The sequence below is a fragment of the Streptomyces sp. NPDC036822 genome (assembly GCF_055609145.1).
The window spans coordinates 1-2,242 of sequence record NZ_JBVJPY010000060.1; the positions used below are offsets into that span (position 1 = coordinate 1).

Genomic DNA, 2,242 nt, shown 5'->3' on the forward strand with positions numbered 1-2,242 from the left:
AACACCGCCAACGACCGGGGGCTCTGCCACGTCACCACCCCAGCTGACCAGGCCTTATAGCCCTTCAGGGGCAGGATGAAAAAGGCTCACTGATCGCTACCAGACCACGCTGATCGACCATCTCTTCCCCCGACGTCACGGTAGGGCCAACCTCAGCTACAGCCCCGGTCGCGGGAGCCGCCGCTGTCCCCGATGTTCGCCTCGCCCACGAGTGCCACCCAGGGGGACCTGGCTCTCCCGTAGCCTGCTCGTCCCCGTGTGCAGTGCCGCTGTCTGACCTTCATCTGCGGCACACGCCTGAGAATCCTTGTCATCGGTCGAACGCACTCTGTCGAACGGCGCCGGCGACCTCTACAAGATCAAAAATTTCGAGTCGGGGCTACGGAAATTGATCAAGCGGCGGAGTTTATCAGGCTGAGGGCTCCCATCGAGGAAACTCTTCACACATGTCTGCCCGTATGTGCATGACGCAAAAAAGAGCTTCCGGCGATACTGCGGTATCGCCCCCACGGGATAGATCAAAGAGAGGGTTCGAATGAACTTCGACGAATTCGTGACCGCTGATGACTACGAGATTTACGTAAAACAGGCGGCACCCTATCTTGCCGCTGAACTCGTCGAGCTTTCTCGGGGGTTGGTGGAAGATTTCGGGTGGTCGGAAGAGATGCCCGATGTCGAGTATTTCTCCTACTACCTGCTTGGAGGTCCTGCAGGAAGCGGCGAGTGGTGGTTGAAGCCCCTTCCGCATCACTGGGGTTTTGCTGCCGCCAATTTCGCAGACTATTTCCTTGCTTATGACTTCATGGGGGAGAGTGTCCAAGGCCGCGAATTCCGTGAAGTGTTCGTAGGTCTGCTCGGTGCGAACCAGGACTCCCATTCGCAATGGATGGCAGAGTTGTCCAGTCGAGCGAATTTGCTTGCCGTCTTCTTCACTCAAGCCATGATCTTGCACTCCAGGGAGGTTACGCTTAAGAACCCGCATTCCGCTCACGACCACACGAGCAAGGACACTCAGCTCCACGTCCAGCAGGCCGTGGGGGCCGTCCGGGACCAAGCTGTGAAGGAAGCTCGGTCGGCAGAGGTGATCAAGAGCCCTCAGGAAGTTCAAGAGTTTTGGGATGATCTGTACCGGAATAATAATGAGGTGCTCAAGTTCTCGCCGGCCAATGGAAACGACTGGAGATGGTTCAAGGTTTTCCGAAACGCGTACGGAGTGGAAGGCGTCGCGGTATTGAAAATGGGTGATGATCCCGGTCGCATGGAGGATTTTCTGCGAGAGTACGGACTGGTGGTTATCGGGTCAGGCCAGTCCGCGAAGCTGGAAGGTGGTGGCATTTCTGGTCCGGGGAAGATAGCCGTCTACTCCGACTACGATCATGCCAAGATCGCGGAACTGTTCAGGCGCTGGGTGAGTAAGAAGAAAGTCGTCTTTGACCGGAGTCCGCAGCTATATTCGGAAAACAGTCGTGCCGCGCAGCTAGCAGAGGCGCGGGCAATTGTGGAAAACCGGAAGAATCGCGACCCAGAAGAGGTCAAGAGGATGCTGGCCCGTCCGGGCGCAAGGGCGAAGCCTGTGCAGCGTATGAGTGTCCAAGAGGTGTCACGCCTCTTGGACGGAGGAGGGCCAGAAAGCGGTGAGAGCCATGCTCCTGTGGCGGGGAGTAGAGCGGACCATGTCCTTGCTGCGGGACGTGACCAGGAACTTTTGCCCTGGAAGGACAACAGCGCCCTCGGCGGTGGCGAGGACGACGCCACGGGCACCAGCTATGGAACGGTAGAGGAACGGTAGAGATCAACTGACAAGCTCGTGTACAGCTCTGCCTCTGAGGCACTGCTTCTGTGCGAATTCCCGTGGGGGTGTGCCCCTTGAGGCGCGTACAGGCGTGGCGTCGCGTGCGTACGGGCGCCCGGGCCGACGACCGCTCGGTCTCGGAGCCGCCGCCCTCGTCCCACACACCGTGCCCGCCGGAGCGAGGCGGAGCTCACGGCGGTGTTGCGGGTGCTGTCGACGGCGCCCGGTGAAGATCGCTCTTTCTGTCTGAGAGGTATCGGCGGTCTTTTCGTGCTGGTCGACGCGTCCGGAGCGGATCGGGAGTGTGCTGGCCGCGGTCCGCCCGGCCAACAGTATCGCTGGTCAAGCACGGCCGTTAGAGCTCGTAACACGATCATGAGTTGTGCTTCTTGAGACGTCTCCAGCAGATGAGGCTGCAGGCCAGGGAGACGAAGGCGTCGTGGAGTTCGG

At 59.6% G+C, this 2,242-nt stretch carries 1 protein-coding gene; it reads left to right on the forward strand.

Annotated features, from left to right (window positions below):
- Nucleotides 1-535 precede the first annotated feature (535 nt).
- Nucleotides 536-1,789, forward strand: coding sequence for a hypothetical protein (locus ACZ68P_RS36165; protein WP_471013614.1), 1,254 nt, complete (start codon nt 536-538; stop codon nt 1,787-1,789).
- Nucleotides 1,790-2,242: the final 453 nt, after the last annotated feature.

Bases quoted from the DNA above. Each gene is read 5' to 3' on its own strand.
- ACZ68P_RS36165 (WP_471013614.1), top strand. From the start codon at position 536: ATGAACTTCGACGAATTCGTGACCGCTGATGACTACGAGATTTACGTA.